Below are 16,172 nucleotides of genomic sequence, written 5' to 3'. Positions count from 1 at the left end.
GGCTCTTTCTGTTGCGAGGATGGTGGTCAGACGCGCGCGAGTGTCGGGTAGTCGGTGTACCCCGTTTCGCCACCGCCGTAGAGCGTGGTCGGGTCCACATCGTTGAGCGGGGCATCGTTGCGCAGGCGTTCGACGACGTCGGGGTTTGCCAGCGCGAACTTTCCCAGTGGCGCGATATCAGCCAGGTCGGCGTCGATGTCGTCGGCGATCTGCTCCCGCGTGCGTCCGTAGCGCACCACGAGTACCGCAGTCGGCCACACATCGCGGAAAGAGCGGAGCAATTCGTCGTCACCGACATGGTGGACGTGAAGATAGGCCAGGTTCAGTGTCGCGAGTTCTCCGACCAAGTGCCGGTATTGGGCGCGGACGCTTTCGACATCGCCTTCGTCGATGCCGCCGAGGGGCATCGACGGCGACAGTCGGATTCCCACCCGGTCGGCTCCGATCTCCTCGGCCACCGCGGCGGCGACCTCGATCACGAAGCGCGACCGGTTTTCCACCGATCCGCCGTACTGATCAGCGCGGTGGTTCGAGTTCGGCGAGAGGAATTGGTGCAGCAAGTAGCCGTTGGCGCCGTGAATTTCCACGCCGTCGGCGCCGGCCGCGATGGCGGAGGCGGCGGCGTGGCGGAAATCGGCGATCGTGGTCTCGATGTCCGAGATACTCAGCTCTCGCGGCACCGGAGTTTTCTGCGGACCTGTTGCGGTGAACATGTCCTGATCGGCAGAGATGGCCGACGGCGCTACCGGCTGGCGGTGGTGTGTTGTGTTGTCGGGGTGCGACATCCGGCCAGCGTGCATCAGCTGGATGAACAACGCCCCGCCTTCGGCATGGACCGCGTCAGCGACATTCGACCAGCCCACGATATGTGCCGGGGTGTAAATCCCCGGCGTGTTCGGGTAACCCTGGCCGTCGTCGGAGGGCTGTGTGCCCTCGGTGATGACCAGTCCGAGCGAGCCGCGCTGGCCGTAGTAGGTCGCTACGAGCGGGCCAGGGGTGCCGTCCGGATTTGCCCGGTTGCGGGTCATCGGCGCCAAGGCGAGTCTGTGCGGAAGTTCGACGCGCCCGAGAGTGAACGGCTGCCAGAGTGAAGGTGAGGTCATGAGTTGGGTGTTCCTTAGGTTGATCGGCCGGTCAGGTAGGTCACCGGCGCGAAGCAGATGTGACTTCTCGTGGGACGATCGAGATGAACACCTGAACCGCATCAATAGTGACTCTACTCAGAACTGAATGTACTCATAATTTATTCCGAAGGATATCCGTCATGTCATCCGTTCCCCAGCCAGCCGGACGGCGCGAGCGAAACAAGCAGCAGAAACTCGACCGCATCACAGCCGCTGCCAGTGAACTCTTCGCCGAGTACGGCGTCGACGAGGTCACCACCCAACAGATCGCCGAGAAAGCCGACGTCGGGACAGGGACGGTGTTCCTGTATGCCAAGACGAAGGGCGAATTGCTCCTACTTGTGCAGAACGCGAACTACAGCGGCGCACTCGAGCGGGGTCGTACAGATGCCGAAAACATCCCCGACGTACTCGAGGCGGTGATGGCGATCGTCCGACCGATCGTGCGATGCAACCGCACCCAGATCGACAACGGGCGCACCTACTTGCGAGAGATGGTCTTCGGTAACCCCGACGAACCGCACCACGCGGAAGCGCTCAACATCGTCGGCCAGACCGAGGAAGCCATCGCAGGCGTGCTGCGCCGAGGCGGACGGGTCGGTGAAGCCGATGCTGTGACGCTGGCGCACGTCGTCTCGGCGATCATGTTTCTTGCGATGGCGGCAACGATCAATATGGCTCGTGGTGTCGATGAGATCGAGGAGGACATCAGGGGCCAGGTGGCCGCTCTCCTGCCGCATTGATCGCAAAGCCGACCCCGCGGAGTCTGTCTTGCTGTCGGTGACGACGCCGTCGGAGGTGTCCGTTGGTCTGGTCGACCTTGTGGCCCAAGGGCGGTGGGACTTGTCAGGGATCGGCCAAGTGTTGTATTGGCGCAGGATCAGACTGCGCCTTCTCGACATTCACTCGATAAGTGGTACTTCCAGTGCGACGAGGACCAATTGCGCGCGGGTCAGTTCGAGAAACGCCGAACTGCTCGGAGTCGGACCGGCGACGTAGAGATCAGCCGCGTCTTTCAGTTCCTCCAGCGATAGCTCGACTTGCTGAATTGCGCTGAGTAAGTTTGTTATTCGCACGACATCGTCTTCCATTGCTTCCTCCTGGATGCGCAGTGGCTCTCGCCCGTCGACCTAGTGGGGGAGAGTGAACGAGTTTCCAGGGGGCGGCTACGTGCCGCCCCCCACGAAACATCGTGTCAATCAAGACTTGTCACGGAACCAGTACAGCTGTGGGCTGTGAATTTCCTTCGGACTTCGCGTCGGGGTGCTCGTCGAGTGCGCGGCCCTCGATATCGAGGTCGGGGATGATCTTGTCGAGCCAGCGCGGGAGCCACCATGCGCTCTTGCCCAGCAGCGCAAGCATCGCGGGCATCAAGATCATACGCACGATGAATGCGTCCGCGAGGACTCCGACGACAAGCCCGAATGCGATCGACGCCGCGACTGCCATGGTGCTGGTGGCAAAACCGGCGAACACGAACACCATGATCGCAGCTGCCGCAATGAGAACCGGTCCGGATGTCTTGAAGCCGGATATCACCGCGTCCTTGGGTGACATCCCGCGGCTGTGCATTTCCTGGATGCGGGAGACCAGGAACACCTGGTAGTCCATGGCCAGCCCGAACAGCACCCCCACGAGGATGATCGGCAGGACGCTGAGCATCGGATCACCTTGCGGTGCAGGGATGATCGCATCCAACCAGCCCCACTGGAACACTGCGACGCTGCCGCCGAAGGCGGCGCCGACCGAGAGCAAGTATCCGAGTGTGGCGATCAACGGTACGAGTAGGGATCGGAACATGATGGTCAGGAGTACGAAGGACAGAAGGACGATCACCACGACGTATTTGATCAACGCTTGGTGCAGTGCGGCGTCCATGTCGATGCCGATTGCGGTCTCACCGGTCACTTCGAGGTGAACACCAGGCGCCATGTCTGCCCGGTCCCGAATGTTGTCGACCAGGTTCTCGGTGCTCTCGTCGATAGGGCCACCCGTCGGCACGAGGCGGAACAAAGCCGCGGTTCCGTCTTCACTGAGCACGCCCGGATCAACACTCTGTACACCGTCGAGGTTGGTGAGTTGCTCTTGCACCGCAGCGGTATTCGTTGCGTTGTCGCCTTCGGCGATCACCATCAGCGGACTTTGGATGCCGCCGAATTCTTCGACGATCAGATCGTAGGCGTGACGCTGCGTAGACGAAGGATCAAGGCCACCGGGAACGTTCTGCGCGGTTTTCATCCCGAGCAGCGGAATGGCCACGATCAGTAGGACACCGATGCCGGCGACGATCGAGAACACCGGACGCCGCACCAGGAATCCGACCCATGCTGCGAAAAATGCGTTACTACTGCGCTTTTCGTCAGCAGCATGTGACGCGACGGCAGGCACAGCTGCGACAACGTGGCGTTCCTTGCGCGGCAGCGCCCGCAGGCCGAGCGTGCGCATCAGCACCGGCAATAAGGTCAGCGACATCAGTACTGCGACAAGAACTCCGAATGCACCACCCATGCCCATGTCGGTGATGAAGCTGATCCCGACCACGCGCAGGCCGGCCAATGCGATGATGACGGTCAGGCCGGCAAACACGACTGCGGTTCCGGCCGTGCCGACTGCCTTGCCGACGGACTTCTCGACGCTGTGACCATCGCGTAGTTCGGCGCGGAATCTTGTGAGGATGAACAGGCTGTAGTCGATGCCTACTGCCAAGCCGAGCATGGTGCCCAAGGTGATGGTGGTCGGTTCGATCGGGCTGATGGTGCCGTAGGCCAGGACCCCGAGGGTGCCGACGGCGACGCCGCTGAGCGCAACGAGCATGTTCGCGCCCGCGGCAAGAAGGGAACCGAAGGTGAGAAACAGAACGACGAATGCCACAAGGACGCCGGCAATTTCGCCGATGCCGCCTACCGAGGTCGCGGGTTCGAAGAGTTGCCCACCGACCTCTGCCACCAGGGTGTTCGGAGCGGTGTCCGCGACTGCCAAAATGGCGTCATATGCGGCATGTTGCTGATCTTCGTCCATCGCAGCGAAAATGACAGTCGAGACGGCGGTCGTCATGTCCGCTGAAACGAATGGGTTCGACGAGTCGAACGGGTCGCTGACTGTGACGACATCCGCGACAGTCGATGCAGAGTCGAGTAGACCGTCGATCTGAGTGCGCACATCGGTATCCGTCACGCTCGCGCCGCCGGTTGTCTGCATCACCAACTGCACAGTGCCCGGAGCTCTTTCGGGCTGGCCGGTGGACGGGAACTTCTGGTTCATCACCTCCATGGCCTGTGAAGCCCGGGTATCGGGAATCGACGCCGACGCGCTCTCCTCCGACGACCCACCCGAGACCAATACGCCCGCCAGCGCAAAAAGCGCGAGTAGCCACGCGAGGACGACAAGAAGTCGGTGGCGGGCGCTGAATCGCCCTATCCACGCTAATACGAGGGGCATGATTCTCCTGACAAGAAAGTGAAAACAGTTCGCACACAACAACTCATGCGAAGAGGACTGTTTCAGTTTCCCTGGGAAGTGGCCCAACGTCGTCGTCCATCGAGACCGAAAAAACTACTGCAAATGAAGTACACCGGCCGGGGCAGGCAGCCCAAACACGCGATCAGGCGATCAACCCAGCCTGATAGGCAAATACAATCAACTGGGCACGATCCCGGGCGCCTACCTTGATCATCGCGCGGCCCGCATGAGTCTTCACGGTGAACGGAGACAGGAACATGTCGGACGCAATCTCGGTGTTGCTCTTGCCTGCAGCTGCGGCGATTACCACCTCGCGCTCACGAGGAGTCAGTGCAGAGAACCGAGCAGCCAGCGCCGCGTCCACTGTGCGCACTGGTTGTTCGGAGACTCGGCTGATTACCGATGCTGCAGCCGAACCCGACAGTGCGCCACCACCACTGGCTACTGCTTCGATACCAGTGGCTAGTTCGGTGGGACTGACGGCTTTGCTCAGGAACCCGTTAGCACCGGCCTGCAGTGCTGTCAGTACGGTCGCATCGTGATCGAAGGTTGTCAGGACGATAATTTTCACGGTCTCTGCCGGCGCGAACTCACGTATGCGTCGTATCGTTTCCACCCCGTCGATGCCAGGCATGCGAATATCCATCAATATGATGTCGATCTGGTCGGTCTTCGCCACCTCGACGGCGCGGTACCCGTCGGCAACGTCCGCGACGACCTCGATGCGGTCGTTCCCGGCGAGGATGGCACGCAGGCCTTGGCGAATCATTTCCTGGTCGTCGACAATCATTATCCGTATCACCGGATCGACCTGCCTTGGGTGGGTATGGTCGCTTTCACTGTGAACATCGTTTCGTCGCCTCCGATATCGAGCACACCACCGGCAGATGTCGCACGCTCACGCATCCCCACCAAACCGTAGCCTTCTCCCAGTCGATTTCTCGATCCGGCACTGCCTCGCCGGTTGGTTACCTCGATGACGATGAAACCGCCTGCAGATCTGATCGTCAGGTCGGCGTCACTGTCTCCATGCCGATGCGCGTTGGTCAGTGCTTCCTGCACGATCCGATAGGTCGCTGCGTCGACGGTTGGATCCAACTTATCTGCAACTGTGTCGATTTCGGCACTGACGTTCAACCCGATCCGGCGATAGGAATCGATCAGTCCGGAAATCTGATCGACGCCCGGAACGGGTTGGGTCTGATCCTCGATGGCGCTCGAATCACCGCGCAGTATATTCAGAATACTTTGAGTCTCGTTCAGAACCGCTGCAACGCCGACGCGGGCCGCGTCGAGGGCTTGCCGAGATCGCTGCGACCCCGGAGGCAGATTCACCTCCGCCACACCAAGATTCATACTCACTACGGCAACTTCATGTCCGACCATGTCGTGGAGATCACGCGCGATTCGCAAACGTTCTTCTGCGACACGCCGATTCGTTTCACTCTCACGCGTGGCAATCGCATCCAGTGCCCGTTCCTCGAGTGCCTTCCAGTAGCGCTCTCGGTTGCGGAGAGCGTTTCCTGCGGCGGCTGCTGCTATCGCGGAAGCGAATCCCGCAACAGCGGCCGAGTCGAGAAGTCCGGCGGAATCGGCGTACACGGAAGCTGCGTAGGCCACGAAGCCTGCGGCCAGGCCGGTGCCCAGCCCGGAGGTCCCACGCAGAGTCAGCGAAAAGACAGTGAAGACCGCAACAGTCCATGGCACCAAGGGATCCCAGAAGATTGCATCGATCACGGACCCTGCCAGTACAACAGTCAGACCAGCCCACGTATAGCGCCGCGATATGGCGACGCCGAGTGCAGTGACTGCGATGGCAACGTACCCACCGAGTGGTGCAGATTCGGCCACCATCCGAAATGCCTCGGTGCATACGGCGAGTATTGAGACCACCAGAGCTATCCGGTCCAGCGCCTCGACCTGCCGGAACCATGGGCGCCGGATGAGGTTTTCGAATTCGAGCAAGGACATAGTCGCTATTCTCCTCCCCGCCCGGAGGGAGGCGTCGCGGAACGCGGCATCGTCGCTCGTCTGTGCTGGGGATTCGCAACGATCCGCCGCCGTGTGTCAGCGGTTGGTACGTCCTAGGTCCACGGGCAGTTGGGTACCGGTGACGTGGCGGGCTTCGTTGGATGCGATCCAGGCAACAGCTGCCGCGATGTCTTCGGACTGGCTCACCTGGTCAGGGAGACTTCCCATGAACAGCAATCCGAGGTCCTGGCGCGTCTCCATCTTTTGATGCAGTTCGGGGACGGTGAGACCTGTGGCGACACCGTGGGGATGGACGGTGTTGACGCGAATTCGATACTTTGCCAGTTCGTTCGCCATCGTCTTCGCGAGACCTGTCACCCCGTGCTTGGCAGCTGCGTAGTCCGCAAGAAACGGAAGGCCCTTCAGTCCGGCGACCGAGCTGGTGAAGACGATCGCGCCGCCGGTCGCCTGTTCGATCAAGATCGGTACCGTCGCTTTGGCGGTGTAGAAGGCGCCGTGCAAGTTGTTGTCGATGGTGGCGTGCCAGTGATCTAGATCGATTTCCCAGGACAGGGATGCGGTGGTCATGCCTGCGTTGGCAACGACTACGTCGAGCCTGCCCAGTTCGCCGACTCCGTGTTCGACTGCGGCTGTGAGGGCATCGAAGTCGGTGATGTCGGTAATGCTTGTGACGATGCGCCGGCCGTGTTGTTCGACCAGCCGCACTGTTTCCGCGAGGTCTTCTGGTGTGGCACCGGCATATTCGGTAGTAGGTAAGTCTGCACAGATGTCGAGGGCGATGATGTCTGCGCCTTCAGCGGCGAAGCGGACTGCTTCGGCGCGGCCTTGGCCGCGGGCGGCTCCGGTGATGAAGACGACTTTGCCTTCGTAGCGCCGGGCATTGGGTGCGTCGGGGATCGGCGCTTCGGGTATCTCGGCGGTCATGGGGCACTCCTCGGGTGGGGTTGTCTGCACGCTGTACCGATGATGCCGCGGTTTTCCGAGGCGCGAATCGTCCAGATGGATCAACTTCGACTACTGCATTTGGAGTAGACGTGAACCCGTTGCGACGCTCCCAGCGAGGTCGGCGATCGAGTTGCCGTACCTCCCTCTTTCGCAACGCTCGTGAGAATGGTGTGCTGGATGAGTCACCTCCCGGTTTTTTGGACCGGAGCGGATCATCCAAGTGTTCAAGGAAGGCGCCATGACCACGATCCATCTTCACCAGACGACCACCGCGACGCCCGAGCAGGTCCTTGCCGGGCTGACCGACTTCGGCCCGGGGCGCGAGGAAATCTTCGGCCGCAGCGCAGACAACTACCTCAAAGTGCACCACGAAGGCCCCCACGATGCCGATGTCACGGAGGGCTCGGGCGGTATCTGGGAACGACTGCACTACGACTGGACTGACCCGCATCGCGTCGTGATGACGACCACCGACTCGAACTTGTGGGGTGGCGCGTCCGGCCACACCTACACTCTGACGCAGCAACCCACGGGTATCACCGATGTAGATGCAGTTGTGGTCCGCGACGGGAAGAACCTCAAGGGAAAGCTCCTGGCATCAGTACTCGGACTCTTCGGCTCTCAAGTGTTGGGTAAGTCGTTCAAGAAGTCCGTCGAGGCTATCGAAGCTCGGGGCGGCGGCGCGAACGGAGACGGTAAGTAGAGGCGCTAGAAGTGTGATCCTAAGGGCCGTATGAAGATTCGCAAGTTCGACGATTACTGCGAAGGTAGTGTTCGCGGCGTAAAACTCAAATCTGTTTCGGGCCACTACACGGATCGGCGATCATTGACGGCATGGAGAACTCGAGCGCCGGCCGGCGCGAAATCGTCCGAGAGTCGTATTCGGCTAGATCCCAGGAGTACACCGATCTCTTCGGCTCGATGGAGTCGACGCACCCATCCGATCGGGCCCTGGTGACCAGCTGGGCCGCCAGCCTGACAGGTCCCGTGCTCGACGCTGGGTGCGGGCCTGGGCAGTGGACGGACTTCTTGGCCCAGTGCGGACTGGCTGTGAGCGGGATTGATCTGGTTCCTCAGTTCGTTGAACGCGCGCGTGCGCAGTTCCCAGATCTTTCCTTCGATATCGGGGGCTTCGAGGCAATGGACGCCGAGGCAGATTCTCTGGGAGGAGTGCTGTCCTGGTACTCACTCATCCACCACAATCCGCAAGATATCGAGGCACCGCTCGCCGAGTTCGCGCGTGTGATTCGGCCGGGTGGTGGGTTGCTGGTTGGTTTCTTCGAAGGCGCAGCCGTAGAGCCTTTCGATCACGCAGCGACGACTGGCTATCGATGGCCGGTGGCCGAACTCAGCCGGGTTCTGGCAACAGCGGGCTTCGAAGTGGTCGAGACCCATACCCGAACGGGGAGCGGTTACCGACCCCACGGCGCAATTTCTGCCAGGCGGCGGAGCGGCGAGAACACGTAGACGCGCGAAATTTGAAGCAAGGGTCCATGATGCCGCGAACGGCATCAGAAGACTGCCCGATCCAGTGGACGCGGAAGAGGATCGAGCGCCCCCGCGCCGCGGAGGCGCTCGTATGCTCTGACGACTGCATCGACATCACCGGCCGCCGCGATCTGTAACAGCACAGCCCCATCCGGTAATGCGGCAATTTCTGCTCTCAGGCCATCGGGGATCGCGCCGGCGCGGGCGGCGGAAAGGTAGCCGACTCGGCCGATCACGGGATCGCCGACGCGAAATCCGGCTTCGTCTTCGAGAGCGTCGAGGATGTTGTCGTCGGTGACGTCTCCGAAATCAGGTTCCCATACAGCGGCGAGCATCCGAAGTAGTTCCGTCTCAGGAACTTCGGCGGTGTCCGGTGTACTGACCGCAAGAACCATCGACTGAAGAATTATTTCCGGTTCGCCACCGGCTAATCCAGATAACTCGAGTCCCCAATCAGGACCGCTACTGGATACGAGCCTCAATCCGATTCCCAGACGATCCGACCAGTCTTCGGCGGCCTGCGCGTTCTCGAGTACCTGTGCCAACTGGTCGACGGTTACGGCGGTGGTAGGTCCGGACGAGTGGATCTGTTGCCACGACCCGTCGACCGACTCGGGCAACAGGAACTCGACTTGCTCCAACGTCTGACGCCACCGGGAGGCCACGGCTTGCACCGATTCCGGACGTCGTCCCCAGAAAACGCGAATAGCCCGTCGTGTCATCGATGCCTCCGGTAAGGATCGTCCATGGGCAGCCATATTCCGTCTTCGTGGATTCCGAGATCAGCGACGTCCCGGGTGAGAGCGTCGACGGCCGCGAGAACTGCAGGACGCGTTTCGTTCTCGCGATAAAGGAGCGACCACGTCCAGACTGCCGTGGGGGCAACCATCGGACGCGCAGTGAGATCGCTTGGCAGCGTGACGGTCTGGCCCTTGGGTGAGTTGACCACGGGGCGGCCAATGGCACGGACGTGATCGAAGAATGCCGGGCCGGTGATACCACCGTCGTTGATGCGCAGGATCTGTGCGCCGGTATCGCGAGCGAATTCTTCGGCGTAGACGTTCCACGAATACCAGGAGGTGGTGTCGTCGTCGATGAGTACGACCACGTCGCGTGCCCGCACCGGTGTGGTGTCCTCTCCGGTGGAGACGGCGTACAGCCGATCCGCACCGAGCAGTCTTGCGCTCAGAGCATGTTGGGCGACATCGGTTTTCCGCACCCAGGCGATCGCCAGGTCGAGGCTGCCATCCGCCACCCGCGTGGCCTGCGCGTGCGATGGCACCACCCAGGCGTCGACGTGTAGTTGCGCGACCCCTGAAGTGCGCGCGATCAGATCCGTGGGGAGCCAATTGACGTAGCCGATCCGGACAGGCTCTGCTCCGGACAGACGCTCCGCGCGGCGTCGCAGATTCTCGGCTCTCTCGAGTAGCGCGCGGACGTCGGGGAGCAGCGCCGAGCCGGCCGGCGTCAGAGCGACGGAACGGCGGTCGCGGACGAATAGCTTGACGCCGAGGTCGCGTTCGAGTGCCATGATCTGCTGCGACAATGACGGCCCGGCTATCAGTAGCCGCGCCGCGGCTCGGCCGAAGTGCAGTTCCTCGGCGACGACCTCGAAATATCTCAGCTGACGCAGTTCCACGGTCCTTGATGCTACGTGCGGTGGGAGGTTGTGCCTATCAGTCAGGAGCAAAGCGGTCGTGGCGGTCCGGCGCGGCCGGGGCACACGATAAGACCATGACCACAGTCCACAACGGTGTCTCCCCGCGAGCGCACGCCGTCCAAGCTGCCGCTGCGCTGGCCGCGAGCATGGGAATCGGTCGATTCGTCTACACACCGATTCTGCCGTTGATGCACACGCAGGCCGGTCTGTCCGCCTCGCTCGGCGCCACCTTGGCCACGGCCAACTACGTCGGGTACCTGATCGGCGCGCTCGCGGGAATCCTCATTCCCGGCGTGGTGCGCTCGGCAGCGGTGATGCGTACGTCGTTGGTGGTCCTCATCGCGACTTTGGCGCTCATGCCCACTACCCACGACGGATCGATCTGGTTCGGCCTGAGGCTCGTCGCAGGCATTGCCAGTGCGCTCGTATTCATGATCGCCGTCAGCGCTTTGCACGCGCACCTTCGGGGGCAGTCCCAATTCCTGGCCGGATGGGGATTCGGCGGAGTTGGGTTGGGTATCGCCCTGTCCGGGGTCCTCGTGTTCGTCGTCCGCTTCGTCGGCACCTGGAGCGCTGCCTGGCTGGCATCTGCTGCCCTCGCAGTGGTGTGTGCGGCCGTAGCCTGGGGGCTGACACCGGAACCGCGTCCGATCATCACACCGGACGCGCCGGGAACTCCCAGTCCCCAATCCTGGTTCACCGCCCTGTTCATCAGTTATTTCCTGGAAGGCATCGGGTACATCATCGCGGGCACGTTCCTTGTTGCCGCAATCGATCTCGCCGCACCTGAATGGGTGGGCAGCGGCGCTTGGATAGTCGTCGGGTTGGCCGCATTTCCCTCGTGCGCCCTGTGGGCCTGGCTCAGCCTGCGTTGGTCGCGGCCGACCCTCCTACTCGCTGCCCTGTTGATTCAGGCGGTCGGCATAGCGCTGCCTGCTCTGATCGGCGGCGTCGGCCCCGCGCTGATCTCCGCTTTTCTGTTCGGCGTGACCTTCCTCGGTATCGGGTCGATCGTGTTGGCCATCGGCGCGCACCTGCAGTTCCCACGCGCCGTGGCGTTGCTGACCGCTGGATACAGCGTCGGTCAGATTCTCGGTCCACTCGTCGTCACTCCGTTGCTGCGAGACGGGTATCGCGACGCTCTGCTACTCGGTGCTGCCATCGTCCTGGCCGCTGCCTGTGCCGCCGCAGCATTGCGGTTCCGATTCCCCCATGATGTCGACGCGGCTCCCCGGAAAGTAACCCCGAATGAGGAGGCAGTTTTTGATGTCAGATGATGAAACGGTCGGAGCGCTATCCGTCGTAGGAGTGGAGATGTTCGAATGAGTGCACTCACAACCGATCTCGATCTCGAGATCCCCGTCATCGCGGCACCTATGGCCGGCGGTGCTTCCACACCGGCGCTCGTAGCTGCTGCTTCTCGGGCAGGCGGGCTCGGCTTCCTCGCCGCCGGGTACAAGACGCCTCAGGCTCTGTCCGACCAGATCGACGCGGTGCGCGCCGAGGGAGTGTCGTTCGGTGTCAACGTCTTTGCGCCCAACCCGGTGCCTGTCGACGTCGATGCCTACCGTGCCTATGCCAGGGCGATCCAGGTCGAGGCGGATCGCTATGACATCACATTGGCTGACGGTGAGCCGGTCGAAGACGACGACTACTTCTCGGACAAGATCGATCTGCTCCTGGCCAGCCCGGTTCCGGTGGTCAGCTTCACCTTCGGCTTTCCCGCACCCGGCGTCATCAAGGCGCTGCGCATTGCCGGTTCACTTGTCGTCCTCACTGTGACTTCGGAGGCAGAGGCACTTCTTGCCGTCGACGCCGGTGTCGATCTGCTTGTCGTGCAATCTTCGGCTGCGGGCGGCCACTCCGGAACGCTCACTCCCCTGCAGGTTCCGGCCGAAACGCCGATCGCCGAACTGATCGCACAAATCCGTCATCGCACCTCTGTTCCGCTATTGGCGGCAGGTGGACTGGCGACCTCAGCGGATGTCGCTGCGGCATTGCACGCCGGAGCAACGGCGGCAGTAGTCGGTACCGTCCTGCTGCGTACCGAGGAGAGCGGTGCTTCAGCTCCCCACAAGGCGGCCCTAGCCGACCCCGCCCGCGGAAACACCGTTTTCACAAGAGTTTTCACGGGTCGCCCCGCCCGGGCGCTTCGGAACGAATTCATCGATCGCTACGACGCGCAAGCGCCCATCGGGTATCCGGCCATCCATCACCTGACCAACCCGATGCGCAAAGCCGCTGTTGCGCAGAGCGATCCCGAGCGCATGCACCTGTGGGCGGGTACTGGTTATCGCCACGCGACGGAGGAATCAGCCGGGGTAGTGCTTTCGCGATTGGCTAACCTGTGACGGCGCGGACACCGGACATCACATTGCCCGAGGTGGTGACATACGACGGGCTGCCCAGTGGTGCACACTCGCTTCGAGTCAAGCGTTCTGATGATGCATTTCAGCGGCTGCAGACATTCCTGGAAGCTTGCACCGAACCAGTGTCGTTGCCGTCGTGGACGTTCGAGATCTACAAGGGTGGGCCATCCGAGCCGACCGCGCAGTTGTCATCGTTCGCTACCGAGCTCTTCGGTGGGCCCCGCTACAAAGCGCAAACCCATACCGAGTGGAACGTTCCACCCGGATCCGTCAACGAAGCGCTCGATGCCCTCGTTGGTTGCGATGCGGTCACAACCCACGGACGTTCTTTGGCGGCGCTGACCTACAGCACCCCCGTGTGCTTGATCGACCCGGACACCCGCGCTCCATACGCCGATATCACTCCGGACGCGTTCGGCCGCTTTGCCGTCGACGGATACGGCCGGCGTCTGGGGGAGTCGGGCATACGCGCAACCCTCGGTAACGCGGCATCCTCACTGTCTCTGTGGCTCAACCTGCCTGCAGACGAACGGTTGTCGTCCGGTGCTCGTCACCTACAAGACCATCTCCCGTTCCGGCTGTCCGCGAAACACTGGCGACTGTGGCGACCCACCCGTAGCGGAGACTCGTACCGTTCCAACAAGATTCCTTCGCCCATCCACCTGCACAATTCGTGACTCTCGCACTTCAAGTCGGTGAAGGCCGAACCGCCGGATACCTCGGGTCCGTGCAGTAGGAGACCCTGCCGGCCAGAGCTTGTCGTCGTTCACCGCCGGATTTTCGAATGTCGATGGCCGCCCATCCCGGAGTGGGATGAGCGGCCGCGATTCGTATTGCGTTGGTATCCAACAGGTTAGGACGCCGAGGTCAGGACCCGAAATTCTCGAGTGATCCGAGAAGTCCGGTCGCAGGTGGCGGAGTCTGGGTGACCTCGATCGTCATATCGGCGAGGACGGCCGGTGTACCGAAGCCGTTGGACGCGGTCACCGAGAAAGTGAACGATCCTGCCGTGGTGGGGGTTCCGGACAGGACGCCGGCCGCGCTGAGTTCGAGTCCGTCGGGCAATGTGCCGTCGGTGACGGTCACCGTGGGGGCGGGTTGTCCGGTCACGGTGAAGGTGTGGGTGTATGGCGTGTTGACGGCGCCCGTGGGAGGTGTCCCGTCGAGGGTGGGTGCTTTGTCGATCGCGATTACGGAGACCAATTGCCGGCTGCTGTCGACGACGTAGGCATGCCCGCCGTCGGGGGTGATCGCAATCCCACGAAGATACGCGCCGACCGGGATCTCTTCGATGACTGCCTTGGTGGCGAGGTCGATCACCGACACCTTGCCGGGGCTGGTGTCGTGGGTGACGTAGGCGCGGCTGCCGTCGGGGGTGATTGCCACGCTGCGAAGCCGCACGCCGACCGTGAACTCTTCGACGACGGTGTTGCTGGCGGTGTCGATCACCGATATATAGCCTGAATTGGTTTCGTGACTGACGTAGGCGCGGCTGCCGTCGGGGGTGATTGCCACCCCGCTGGGCCAACCGTCGATACGTATGGGACCGCCGATGACAGTGCTGGTGGCGGTATCGACCACCCAGACCCCGGCAGGTTCGACGGCGGTTATGTAGGCGCGGGTTCCGTCGGGGGTGAACGCCACCCCGTTGGAATAGGTGGGGATAGCGACTTCGCCGACCTTTGCATTGGTGGCGGTATCGATCACGGATACGTTGCCGGGAATGGTGTCGTGAGTGACGTAAGCGCGGGTTCCGTCGGGGGTGAACGCCATGCCTACCGACCGCGAGCCGACCTCGATGGGGTTGCCGATGACTGCATTGGTGGCGGTGTCGATCACCAACAAAGCGCCGGGATAGGTTTCGTGCGCTACGTAGGCGCGGCTGCCGTCGGGGGAGATCGCCACCCCGCGAGCCTGTGCGGCGACCGGGATGGTGGTGTCGAGGACGGTGTCCGCGGCGGCGATACCGCCGGCATTGCCGAGCGTCATGGCTAGCGCCAGAACCGCAGCGCCGAATGCCGCGGTGGTCCGAGATTGCCTCTGAGATAATGCTTTTCGATTGAGAATATCCATAAAGAGGCAAACCCTTCCAGTTGTCAGCGCCCCGTACCGGGATGCGCAGCGGCCACGGGAAGGTAACCACCACATCGGAAGATATAGAACATTTCGCTTGTATGTAAGAGTTTCAAGTGGCCATTAGAGGACACATGCACCTAGTGGCCATGATCGCCCATGGACTCCGCGACCCCTATCGTCGAGATGAGTGCTGAGATGAGTGCCAATCTCCAGGGTGGCATGACCGAAGCGGACCGAAAACGGTACGCCCGATTGCAAAGTCGCGACGAGCACCGGGTTTGGGCCACGCAGCAGTCATCCTTTGACCTCGTCGGAGACAGGCGTGTAATAGATCCATGAGTCAACGCAAGTCCACATTTTGAAGTTCGGCGGGTGCGACCCTCGAATCTCTCTTGTCGTGAGCGCCGACGAAATTGAGGAGACAGACAATGATGCAAGATGAGGTGCCGCTGTCGGTCTACCGAATTACGAGCGACGATCTGGTAGACGAGTACCAATCCCTGTACAACAGGTTTGATCGCCTCACCCCGAACCAAAAAGCACGGTTCTATTTTGTGAACGAAGAAATGAAGGCCCGCGGGCTTGGACACGGCATGCCGACCCCCACCACGCACGATCGCAACGATGCCTGGGACGGGGAAATCTGAGATCGCTTTGGTTCCTCGGTACCCAGCAGCCGAATTCGATGACCAATACACGGTGTCGAAGACAGTCGCCGACTTTTCTTCTGTTGAACTATAGGCAGGTAGGGCGCAGTTTTACAGATGAAGAGCGAAGAGGCAGAACGTTTGATCGCTCATGCGGTGACGCGGTTGTCCGCGAAGTATCCGTCGGTGTCCGCCGACGTTGTCGCACAAGTGGTGGCATCGGTGCACGCTCATTTCGACGGCCACCGATGCCTGGGACACCCCTCACGATCCGACGGTCGAATCTGCGCGGCTGTGCCAGCTCGAGGCCGATTTCGCGTATGGCATGAATGAAGGCCGCAGTTATGCCCGTTTCCAGTACACAGTGACCGACGGCGGGCGTATCTGGTTCTTCGTTGAGCCGGCCCCGAAG

General features: G+C 61.8%; 17 protein-coding genes. 8 read left to right on the top strand and 9 right to left on the bottom strand.

What is annotated here, in order from left to right; translation table 11 throughout:
• Nucleotides 1–26 precede the first annotated feature (26 nt).
• A complete protein-coding gene (locus EEB13_RS10885) occupies nucleotides 27–1,103 on the bottom strand; it encodes an alkene reductase (protein WP_141485233.1) in 1,077 nt (358 codons plus the stop codon).
• A gap of 161 nt (nucleotides 1,104–1,264) precedes the next feature.
• Here EEB13_RS10885 and EEB13_RS10880 point away from each other — a divergent pair, with 161 nt between their 5' ends.
• Entirely contained in the window at nucleotides 1,265–1,867 is a 603-nt protein-coding gene (locus tag EEB13_RS10880; RefSeq protein ID WP_141485232.1) for a TetR/AcrR family transcriptional regulator, read from the top strand.
• Nucleotides 1,868–2,026: 159 nt separating this feature from the next.
• Here the strand turns inward: EEB13_RS10880 and EEB13_RS10875 are convergent, their stop codons facing one another.
• The 5 genes from EEB13_RS10875 to EEB13_RS10855 all read right to left on the bottom strand — a co-directional run bounded on the left by EEB13_RS10875 (nucleotide 2,027) and on the right by EEB13_RS10855 (nucleotide 7,499).
• The gene (locus EEB13_RS10875) at nucleotides 2,027–2,215 is read right to left on the bottom strand and encodes a hypothetical protein (RefSeq protein WP_141485231.1); all 189 of its coding nucleotides are present in this window, start codon (nucleotides 2,213–2,215) and stop codon (nucleotides 2,027–2,029) included.
• A 118-nt stretch (nucleotides 2,216–2,333) separates the two neighbouring features.
• Nucleotides 2,334–4,562 (bottom strand): MMPL family transporter, encoded by a 2,229-nt coding sequence (locus tag EEB13_RS10870; protein ID WP_141485230.1) that lies wholly within the window; start codon nucleotides 4,560–4,562, stop codon nucleotides 2,334–2,336.
• Between the two features lie 163 nt (nucleotides 4,563–4,725).
• Nucleotides 4,726–5,373: a response regulator transcription factor gene (locus EEB13_RS10865; RefSeq protein ID WP_222839793.1), complete on the bottom strand. Its 648-nt coding sequence runs from the start codon at nucleotides 5,371–5,373 to the stop codon at nucleotides 4,726–4,728.
• 8 nt (nucleotides 5,374–5,381) lie between these two features.
• Nucleotides 5,382–6,554 carry a sensor histidine kinase gene (locus tag EEB13_RS10860; RefSeq protein ID WP_141485228.1) on the bottom strand — a complete coding sequence of 391 codons (1,173 nt, stop codon included), beginning with the start codon at nucleotides 6,552–6,554 and terminating at the stop codon, nucleotides 5,382–5,384.
• Between the two features lie 96 nt (nucleotides 6,555–6,650).
• Nucleotides 6,651–7,499: a mycofactocin-coupled SDR family oxidoreductase gene (locus EEB13_RS10855; protein ID WP_141485227.1), complete on the bottom strand. Its 849-nt coding sequence runs from the start codon at nucleotides 7,497–7,499 to the stop codon at nucleotides 6,651–6,653.
• Between the two features lie 259 nt (nucleotides 7,500–7,758).
• On the opposite strand from EEB13_RS10855, the gene EEB13_RS10850 reads away from it, so the two are divergent.
• Nucleotides 7,759–8,223, top strand: a complete 465-nt coding sequence (locus tag EEB13_RS10850) for a hypothetical protein (protein WP_033233906.1) — start codon at nucleotides 7,759–7,761, stop codon at nucleotides 8,221–8,223.
• A gap of 131 nt (nucleotides 8,224–8,354) precedes the next feature.
• Nucleotides 8,355–8,987, top strand: a complete 633-nt coding sequence (locus EEB13_RS10845) for a class I SAM-dependent methyltransferase (RefSeq protein ID WP_187328530.1) — start codon at nucleotides 8,355–8,357, stop codon at nucleotides 8,985–8,987.
• 44 nt (nucleotides 8,988–9,031) lie between these two features.
• On the opposite strand, the gene EEB13_RS10840 is transcribed toward EEB13_RS10845, so the two are convergent.
• Both EEB13_RS10840 and EEB13_RS10835 read right to left on the bottom strand, forming a co-directional pair.
• The gene (locus EEB13_RS10840; protein WP_141485225.1) at nucleotides 9,032–9,730 is read right to left on the bottom strand and encodes a hypothetical protein; all 699 of its coding nucleotides are present in this window, start codon (nucleotides 9,728–9,730) and stop codon (nucleotides 9,032–9,034) included.
• The gene (locus tag EEB13_RS10835; RefSeq protein WP_141485224.1) at nucleotides 9,727–10,647 is read right to left on the bottom strand and encodes a LysR family transcriptional regulator; all 921 of its coding nucleotides are present in this window, start codon (nucleotides 10,645–10,647) and stop codon (nucleotides 9,727–9,729) included. Before EEB13_RS10835 ends, EEB13_RS10840 begins: the two co-directional genes overlap by 4 nt.
• Nucleotides 10,648–10,742: 95 nt before the next feature.
• Between EEB13_RS10835 and EEB13_RS10830 the strand changes: the two genes are divergently transcribed.
• The 3 genes from EEB13_RS10830 to EEB13_RS10820 are packed head-to-tail and all read left to right on the top strand — an operon-like array spanning nucleotide 10,743 to nucleotide 13,714.
• A complete protein-coding gene (locus tag EEB13_RS10830) occupies nucleotides 10,743–11,945 on the top strand; it encodes a YbfB/YjiJ family MFS transporter (protein ID WP_141485223.1) in 1,203 nt (400 codons plus the stop codon).
• A gap of 45 nt (nucleotides 11,946–11,990) precedes the next feature.
• Entirely contained in the window at nucleotides 11,991–13,019 is a 1,029-nt protein-coding gene (locus EEB13_RS10825) for an NAD(P)H-dependent flavin oxidoreductase (RefSeq protein WP_141485222.1), read from the top strand.
• Entirely contained in the window at nucleotides 13,016–13,714 is a 699-nt protein-coding gene (locus EEB13_RS10820; protein WP_141485221.1) for a hypothetical protein, read from the top strand. Before EEB13_RS10825 ends, EEB13_RS10820 begins: the two co-directional genes overlap by 4 nt.
• Before the next feature lie 190 nt (nucleotides 13,715–13,904).
• Here the strand turns inward: EEB13_RS10820 and EEB13_RS10815 are convergent, their stop codons facing one another.
• A complete protein-coding gene (locus tag EEB13_RS10815) occupies nucleotides 13,905–15,110 on the bottom strand; it encodes a putative Ig domain-containing protein (RefSeq protein ID WP_187328529.1) in 1,206 nt (401 codons plus the stop codon).
• Nucleotides 15,111–15,541: 431 nt separating this feature from the next.
• On the opposite strand from EEB13_RS10815, the gene EEB13_RS10810 reads away from it, so the two are divergent.
• Nucleotides 15,542–15,760, top strand: coding sequence for a hypothetical protein (locus EEB13_RS10810; protein ID WP_092804864.1), 219 nt, complete (start codon nucleotides 15,542–15,544; stop codon nucleotides 15,758–15,760).
• 117 nt (nucleotides 15,761–15,877) lie between these two features.
• Complete coding sequence (locus EEB13_RS32450) at nucleotides 15,878–16,093, top strand: three-helix bundle dimerization domain-containing protein (RefSeq protein WP_141485219.1); 216 nt, start codon at nucleotides 15,878–15,880, stop codon at nucleotides 16,091–16,093.
• Nucleotides 16,094–16,172 lie beyond the last annotated feature (79 nt).

Source organism: Rhodococcus sp. WS3 (genome assembly GCF_003797085.1).
Classification (GTDB): domain Bacteria; phylum Actinomycetota; class Actinomycetes; order Mycobacteriales; family Mycobacteriaceae; genus Rhodococcus_F; species Rhodococcus_F globerula.
Note: the sequence above shows the minus strand (reverse complement) of the source record. Positions and strands in the feature narration are given on the sequence as shown.